The sequence below is a fragment of the Alkalibacterium sp. AK22 genome (genome assembly GCF_000585255.1).
Classification (GTDB): Bacteria; Bacillota; Bacilli; order Lactobacillales; family Carnobacteriaceae_A; genus Alkalibacterium.
In genome coordinates this window covers 1-8496 of record NZ_JANL01000040.1, presented here as the reverse complement: position 1 = coordinate 8496, position 8496 = coordinate 1, and the positions used below count along the sequence as shown (strand labels likewise).

Sequence of the window (8496 nt, the reverse complement as noted above, 5' to 3'; positions counted from 1 at the left end):
GTAGGTTTGTACATAAGTACAATTCTACTCGGTTTAACTTTATTTTACTCCGGTTGAGACTTTTGTCCCAGCCCCTTTTTTGTGTATACTGATAGCCTCTGACTTTCCTAAAATAATGGTTCCATGTGAAATAACATGGGCGAATAGGAACTTATTAATATCATTGCTTGAACAGCTGAATCGTTATTCCCGCTAGGGAAAGCACTACATAAATTAAAAGCAGACTAATCATGATTTGGCCAGACACAAACCGGGTCTGTATATAAAACGCCACTGTATTTAAGACTACAATAGTGATGAAGAGATTAAGACTGCTATAAAGAGGCAGTAAATTGTGTTGTTTAAATAATCCCTTTAGGTTAGTCAGGACAAAAATTGATGTAAGCAGTAGGAAGGTATATACGGAATAAAAGATGGTAAAGAAAGCAAGTATCAGTGCAAGCAAGATTAGTCTAGTATATTTTGTATGCAATGAAAAGGCAGGTTGCACCGGGTAGTAGATCAGCGATGTAAATGCTATAAGGACTGCCAGTGGCCACCATTCTAATGAAGTATAAGCGAGAGCAAGAGCAGTGCCAATTGCTAGGGACAAGATTAATTGGATGACTGGTTTAAAGAGTACACGTGAGAGAATATTAACCACAAAGTCACATCTTTCTGTATAAAGTATATATATTATTTTATCATACTGCCCTAAAAACGACATCAAGATTTTATCGAAGGAAAATCATTTCAACATGAAAAATAGTTAGAGGTATGGTAAAATGATTAAGGTTTACAATGAATTCCCGATAGGACGGCCACAACCGGTCGGAAGCCTTGTAACCGAATATTTAAGGGGGAATAGAAGAATATGGAAAAAAGATTGTTTACGTCAGAATCAGTAACAGAGGGACATCCGGATAAGATAGCCGATCAGATAAGTGATGCTATTTTGGATGCAATTTTGTCAAAAGATCCCGAAGCTAGAGTTGCCTGTGAAACTATGGTAACAACGGGACTGGTACTGATTGCCGGAGAAATTCGAACAGAAACATATGTAGATATGCAGAAAATTGCGAGAGACACCATCCGTGATATCGGCTATACACGTGCAAAGTATGGATTTGATGCTGATACTTGTGCAGTCATTGTTTCAATTGATGACCAATCACCTGATATTGCAGTAGGGGTCGATGATTCGGTTGAATATAAATCTGAACATCATGATGAGTTGGATAAGATTGGTGCCGGAGATCAAGGTCTGATGTTTGGTTATGCCAGTAATGAAACAGCTGAGTTGATGCCTTTACCTATTTCATTAAGTCACAAATTAACCCGCCAACTGGCTAGTGTAAGAAAATCCAAAGAGCTGGATTATTTGAGGCCGGATGGCAAGGCGCAAGTAACTGTAGAATATGATGAAGAAAATCAGCCTAAACGAGTAGATGCCATTGTGGTTAGTACCCAACACAGGCCGGATATTTCAGCTGACAGACTGAGATCCGATATCATCGAAAAAGTTGTCAAGGCAGTTATACCAGCTGATTATCTTGATGAGAATACGAAGCACTACATCAATCCGACTGGACGTTTTGTTGTAGGCGGTCCTCAGGGAGATGCGGGTCTGACTGGACGTAAAATTATTGTTGACACTTACGGAGGGTACGCCAGACATGGTGGAGGGGCTTTTTCAGGTAAAGATGGCACTAAAGTTGATCGATCTGCCAGTTATGTAGCCCGATATATAGCTAAGAATATTGTCGCAGCTCAGTTTGCAGATAAAGTGGAAGTCCAGTTGGCTTATGCTATAGGTGTAGCGCAGCCCGTATCGATTTCTATAGATACATTCGGTACAGGAAAAGTGTCCAACGATCAGCTGATTCAGGCGGTTCGCAAGACATTTGATTTGAGACCGGCAGGGATTATTGAAATGCTGGATCTTAAAAAACCAATTTATAAGCAAACGGCTGCCTATGGTCACTTCGGACGATCGGATATTGATCTTCCTTGGGAACGTACAGACAAAGTCGAAGAGTTAAAGAGTAGGCTATAAGTATAAAAGTGCAAAATTTCGTACAGAAATTTTGCACTTTTTACATAACAGTTCATATTGAGTAAGCATACGAGCAACTTTATAGAATAGCAGAAGTGTCTGTAACATAAATTTAAAGCACGATGTACTGACGGATTGGCATCGTTACTATACTAGTAAAATGACGTGTGGTATAATTTCTTAACAGATACATTAATACATTCAGCTGCCCATGCAGGCAGTAAAAGTCATTCACTTAAACAACGGTTAACAAAGAATTAGTAGGCAGGTGAAAAAGTTTGAACGAAATAGGCGAAAAATTGAAAAAAGCTCGTCAAGCTAAAGGGTATACGCTTGATGATTTACAGCAGATTACAAAAATTCAGAAAAGATATCTCACTGCAGTGGAGGAAGGCAACCATGAAGTGCTCCCAGGGTCTTTTTATACCCGCGCGTTTATCAAACAGTATGCTGATTCCGTAGGACTAAACGGCGAAGAGCTGATCAATGAACATACGGAAGCTCTACCCCAAGCAAGTGAAAAACCCTACCAGGATAATGTTCCTAACACGCAGACCCGTTCCAAGCCTAAAAGCAGTGGATTTTTGGCTACAGTTCAGGACAGTCTGCCTACCATACTGATTGTTGTTCTGGTAATCGCTATTGTGACGGCTATTTATTTTGCTATTTCCAGTGGTGGCGACAATAATGGCACGGATTCCTTTATTCAGGGCGATGACAGTTCTGAAGTGGTTGAAGTAGAGGAAAACAATGATGAAAATGAAGAATCACAAGAGTCTTCTGAAACCGGTGAAGATGAAGAAGAGCCACAAAGCAATGAAGATGAAGAAGAGCAAGAAGCAGAAGCAGAAACAGACGGACAGCAGGCTGAAGAAATAGACGGATCTGCCAATTCTACAACCTATACTGTTTCAGGTCAGCATCCACAAGACCAAATGATTACACTCACAGCAGAAAATGGAAGTTCTTGGGTGAGTATTGAAATAGATGGTCAGCCGATAAGTCAGGCCACCCTTAATGACGGAGAAAGCCTTGAAGCTGAATTCGATGAATCCGTCAGCCGTATTGACCTGGTCATCGGGAACTCTCCGGTCACCAGTGTTGAACTGAATGGAGAAGATCTGCCATTCAGTGAGGCCTCAGAAGGAGCAGTCCGCAAAGTTATGGAAATAAACTTTGATTAAATACATTAAAAAAGGCCGGTTCTTTGAACTTCCGGCCTTTTTAGTAGGAGGAAAAAATGAATCTGCCTAATAAAATTACTCTTTTTCGAATATTTATGATCCCTTTATTTATGATTCTTGTTTTGGTTCCATTTAACTTGGGGACACTGGAGGGAATGGGATCAACGGTCACGCTTCAGATGCTTTTGGCTGCCATTGTTTTCTCAGCAGCCAGTTTCACTGATTGGCTGGATGGCTATCTGGCCCGGAAAATGAATATCGTATCTAATTTTGGAAAGTTTGCTGATCCTCTTGCAGATAAGATGCTAGTTATGACTGCTCTGATTATTCTTGTTGAGCTGGGTCTAGCACCTTCCTGGGTCGTAGCACTGATTGTATCGAGGGAACTGGCAGTCACTGGACTACGTCTGATTCTAGTCGAACAAGGGGGGACAGTAATGGCAGCGGGTTGGCCAGGAAAAATCAAAACCAATACACAGATGTTCGCCATTATTTTTCTTTTAATTAATGACTATCCTTTTGGTAATTTGCCTGTTTCAGTAGGAACGGTATTACTTTATATCTGCCTGATCTTCACGATTTACTCGGGTATAGATTATTTCTACAAAGCTCGACATATTTTCAAGGGCACTTTTTCAAGTTGATACAATGACTGATCAGAAAAAAACCTTTGAGAACTGTCATTTTTATATTGTAAAAGCCGTAGTCCATTCATTTAATGGACTACGGCTTTTGTCGTGTTCTTTGTCAATTACAAGGCGGGTCGCAATGAAAAGATGTGCATGTGTGATAAAATATTAGTGGTATTTTCTCTCAAAAGTAAATATATAATACAGGAGGAAAATTATGAAGGCAGAAATCATTACAATCGGAACAGAGCTGCTTTTAGGGCATGTTGTAAACACCAATGCAACTTTTTTATCCAGAGAGCTCGCCTCTTTGGGTATCGAAGTTTACCATCAGATCACTGTGGGTGATAATGCAGACAGGCTCAAAGAAGCAATCGAGCTGGCTGAAAGCCGGGTAGATCTGATTATCTTATCCGGTGGACTAGGTCCAACCGAAGATGATTTGACCAAGCAGACAGTAGCCGAACACCTAGGAATTGACTTGGTATTGCATGAAGAAACAGAAAACAAAATCATCAGTTATCATAAGAACGCTGACTTTGAAATGCCTCCGAACAATCAGCTGCAGGCATTAATATTAGCTGGATCTACACCCTTGGCTAATGATACGGGTCTGGCTGTTGGTATGATGCTGTCCAAGCATGATCGCCACTATGTACTACTTCCAGGACCGCCAGATGAAATTAAGCCAATGGTCAAAAATTATTTAAGGAATGAACTGGTCAAGTACTTACTGGAAGAGCAGGTTCTTGTCTCACGGGTTCTTCGTTACTTTGGACTAACTGAAGCCCAACTTGCTAGAAAAATCGAACCGGTCATAAAAAAGCAGACAAATCCAACAGCTGCTATTTATGCTGGAGACAGCGAAATTACAGTAAGAATAACTGCCAAAGCCAAAACTGAAACAGAGGGCAATCAAGCCATTGATGTGGTCGAAGAGGAAATTCAATCTTATCTGTCTGATTATTTTTTTGGATATGGAGAAAAAAGGTTGGCCGACGTCGTCAAAGACTTACTGATCGACAGAGGACTGACGATCACGGCAGCTGAAAGTTTGACAGGCGGGGCCTTTCTCAGTGAACTGACCGGTGATACGTCGGCAAGTGCCATCCTTGAAGGGGGCATCATCACCTATAGTAACGAGAAGAAAAATAAGATTTTGAAAGTCAGAAAACAGACAATAGAAAAGTTTGGTGTCGTCAGTGGCGAGTGTGCTATTGAAATGGCTGAAAAGGCCCAACAGCTGTTTGATGCAGATATTGGAGTAGGGCTGACAGGAGTGGCCGGGCCAAGTTCCCTTGAAAAACAGATCCCTGGTACAGTATATATTGGGATTGCATTCAAGGGTAAACAGTCGTTTGCCAAGCACTACCAATTTGCATATAAGCGCAACAGAAACAGACGGCTTTCAGTTATGCATGCTCTTGAGTTAGTCAGACGGACACTCGAGGAGCTGCCAATAGAGAAGACTTTGTTTTTTGACAAAGATAGCTAATAAACCGAATGAATGTTCGAAAAACGCTTGATTTTCACCCCGAAAAAGTCTAAAATAAGGATAGAATCAATAGCTTATGTAGTGAACAAGAATATACAGAATAACTCAGGAGGAAATTAAATGACGGATGATCGCGCAAAAGCGTTGGAAACAGCGCTTAAAAAAATCGAAAAAAGTTACGGTAAAGGATCCATCATGAAAATGGGTGAGAAAGTGGATACACAGGTTAAGACGGTTCCTAGTGGCTCACTTTCGCTGGATGTCGCCTTGGGAATAGGCGGATATCCTAGAGGACGAATCATTGAGGTTTATGGCCCTGAAAGTTCAGGTAAAACAACCGTAGCGTTGCATGCTATTGCATCTGTTCAGGCTAATGGCGGGATTGCTGCCTTTATTGATGCTGAACATGCACTGGATCCTAAATACGCCCGCGCTTTAGGTGTAGATGTGGACGAGCTATTGCTTTCTCAGCCGGATACTGGGGAACAGGCGCTTGAAATTGCAGATGCGCTGGTTTCCAGTGGGGCAGTAGACATGGTCGTGATTGATTCAGTAGCTGCACTCGTTCCAAGAGCTGAAATTGACGGTGAAATGGGAGACTCCCACATAGGTCTGCAGGCACGTCTAATGTCACAAGCCCTGCGTAAATTGTCCGGATCAATCAACAAGACAAAAACTATTGCTTTGTTTATCAACCAGATCCGTGAAAAAGTCGGTGTAATGTTCGGGAACCCTGAAACAACTCCTGGTGGGCGTGCACTTAAATTCTATTCATCTGTCAGACTGGAAGTCAGACGGGGCGAGACGATTAAGTCCGGTCAGGATATGACAGGAAACCGTGCTAAAATTAAGGTCGTTAAAAACAAGGTAGCTCCTCCCTTCAAGATAGCGCTCGTTGACATCATGTATGGAGAGGGAATTTCGCAGGTAGGTGAAATCGTGGATATGGGTGCTGATGCCGATATTATCACTAAAGCCGGTGCTTGGTATTCTTATGGAGATGAAAGAATCGGTCAGGGGCGTGAAAATGCCAAGCAATATTTGATTGAACATCCTGAGCTGAGAGCTGAAGTGGAGAAGAAGGTACGTGTTGCTTATGGTATAGGTGATGAGGATGCCGAGACAGCCGAAACAGCTGAAAAGGATCCAGAAACACTGGAACTGGATTAAAATAAATGCAGACCCAGCCTAGTTGCCTCCTCAAAGGGGGCAAAACAGGCTGGGTTTGGTTTTATCCGGAATACTTTTCTGCCGGAAATCCTTATTGACAGACGACTGAAAGACCTATAAAATTAAGCTAGTATGTTTCTTTATTATTGAGTAATTCTGAAACAGGACTAATCGTGTACAATAGTGTAAACATGATATTTTGCAGATATCTGATTGTATAATGCATGAAAACAAAATAATGATACGGAGGTGATTAGATTGGACATACTTTCAATAGCCTTCGCTATCGTTGCTTTATTTATAGGTATAGTCGCAGGTTCTTACTTTACGAAACAGAGTTTTGAAAAAAGATTAGCTGATTCCAAACAGACAGCTGCTGATATCGTTGAAGAAGCGAACAAAGAAGCTGAGACCCTTAAAAAAGAAGCGTTGCTAGAGGCAAAGGAAGAAATCCATTCTTATCGGACAGAAATAGAGTGGGAGCTGAAAGAACGCCGATCTGAAGTTTCACGCCAGGAAAACAGGCTAGCTCAAAGAGAAGATAATCTGGAGCGAAAAGAAATGACTTTGGATAAGAGAGAAAGCTCCTTGCAGAGTAGGGAAGATAAGCTGGCAGCTCGTCAGAAGAAAGTTGAAGAGCTGGAACATGCTGCAGAGAGACTGGTCGAAGAACAGGAAAATACGCTTCATTCAATAGCGGCAATGTCTAAAGAAGAAGCCAGAACTACAGTGCTTGAACAGGCAGAGAATGAACTGTCACGTGAGACAGCTGTCATGGTCAAAAGATATGAAGATCAGGCAAAAGCTGATGCTGACAGAAAAGCTAAGGCCCTGGTCACTCAGGCAATCCAGCGCTGTGCAGCTGATCGAGTGACCGAGTCGACTGTCAGTGTAGTGAACTTGCCTAATGATGACATGAAAGGACGTATCATTGGTCGGGAAGGACGTAATATACGTACACTTGAAAGCCTGACAGGCATGGATTTGATTATCGATGATACACCAGAAGCAGTCGTTTTGAGCGGATATGATCCAATCAGAAGAGAGACGGCAAAAATGGCTCTGGAAAAATTGATTTCAGATGGGCGCATTCACCCTGGACGAATTGAAGAAGCTGTAGAAAAATCTCGTAAGGAGATGGACGAAAGAATCAGAGAAATCGGTGAGGAAGCAATGTTCGAGCTAGGCATTCATTCTATTCATCCGGACCTGATGAAAATCGTTGGTCGCTTACATTTTAGAACGAGTTACGGTCAAAATGTACTGAACCATTCCATCGAAGTAGCGAAACTGGCAGGCGTCATGGCTGCTGAGCTCGGTGAAGACATTCAGCTTGCCAAGAGAGCCGGCCTGTTGCACGATATAGGTAAGGCTCTGGACAGTGAAGTTGAAGGCTCTCATGTGGAGATTGGTGCTCAGATAGCGATGAAGTATCAGGAGAACGAGACAGTCATCAATGCAATAGCCTCACACCATGGAGATGTTGAAGCCACATCCGTGATATCGGTACTGGTGGAAGCAGCAGATGCCATTTCGGCAGCGAGACCGGGTGCGCGAAGTGAATCATTGGAACATTATTTGCAGAGACTGGAAAATCTTGAAAGAATTTCTAACCGCCACAAAGGTGTGAAAGAAAGTTATGCCATTCAGGCTGGCCGTGAGGTTCGTATTATTGTTAAACCGGAAGTTGTTGACGATAAAATGGCTTCGAAGCTGGCACGAGATGTTCGCAAGCAGATCGAGGAGGATATGGACTATCCTGGACATATTAAAGTGACGGTCATCAGAGAAACCCGTGCTGTTGAATATGCGAAGTAATTAGTAAAATAAAGTATGCTCTAGGGGCAAAAAAAGGGGCAGTGTTGGATGATTTTAAAATCTGACACTGCTTTTTTAGGTTCTATAATAAATCGTGTTGGTGAGTTCTAACGAACTCGCTGACACGATTTTTGTGAATCAATAGAAAAAGGCCAGTAGATTCCC

6 protein-coding genes and 1 riboswitch are annotated in these 8496 nt (G+C 42.1%); all 6 genes read left to right on the top strand.

Features of this window, described 5'->3' with window-relative positions; all coding sequences use genetic code 11:
- Positions 1-770: 770 nt before the first annotated feature.
- A riboswitch (SMK box riboswitch) is annotated at positions 771-856 on the top strand.
- On the top strand, positions 854-2035 hold the full coding sequence (gene metK, locus ADIAL_RS09205; RefSeq protein WP_034302851.1) for a methionine adenosyltransferase: 1182 nt from the start codon (positions 854-856) through the stop codon (positions 2033-2035). Its footprint overlaps the riboswitch before it by 3 nt.
- Before the next feature lie 278 nt (positions 2036-2313).
- Positions 2314-3219 (top strand): helix-turn-helix domain-containing protein, encoded by a 906-nt coding sequence (locus ADIAL_RS09200; RefSeq protein ID WP_034302850.1) that lies wholly within the window; start codon positions 2314-2316, stop codon positions 3217-3219.
- Between the two features lie 56 nt (positions 3220-3275).
- Positions 3276-3863: a CDP-diacylglycerol--glycerol-3-phosphate 3-phosphatidyltransferase gene (gene pgsA / locus ADIAL_RS09195; RefSeq protein WP_034302849.1), complete on the top strand. Its 588-nt coding sequence runs from the start codon at positions 3276-3278 to the stop codon at positions 3861-3863.
- A gap of 202 nt (positions 3864-4065) precedes the next feature.
- Positions 4066-5343, top strand: coding sequence for a competence/damage-inducible protein A (locus ADIAL_RS09190; protein WP_034302847.1), 1278 nt, complete (start codon positions 4066-4068; stop codon positions 5341-5343).
- A 120-nt stretch (positions 5344-5463) separates the two neighbouring features.
- Positions 5464-6513 (top strand): recombinase RecA, encoded by a 1050-nt coding sequence (gene recA, locus ADIAL_RS09185; RefSeq protein ID WP_034302844.1) that lies wholly within the window; start codon positions 5464-5466, stop codon positions 6511-6513.
- A 258-nt stretch (positions 6514-6771) separates the two neighbouring features.
- On the top strand, positions 6772-8331 hold the full coding sequence (gene rny, locus ADIAL_RS09180) for a ribonuclease Y (protein WP_034302842.1): 1560 nt from the start codon (positions 6772-6774) through the stop codon (positions 8329-8331).
- The last annotated feature ends 165 nt before the right edge of the window (positions 8332-8496 follow it).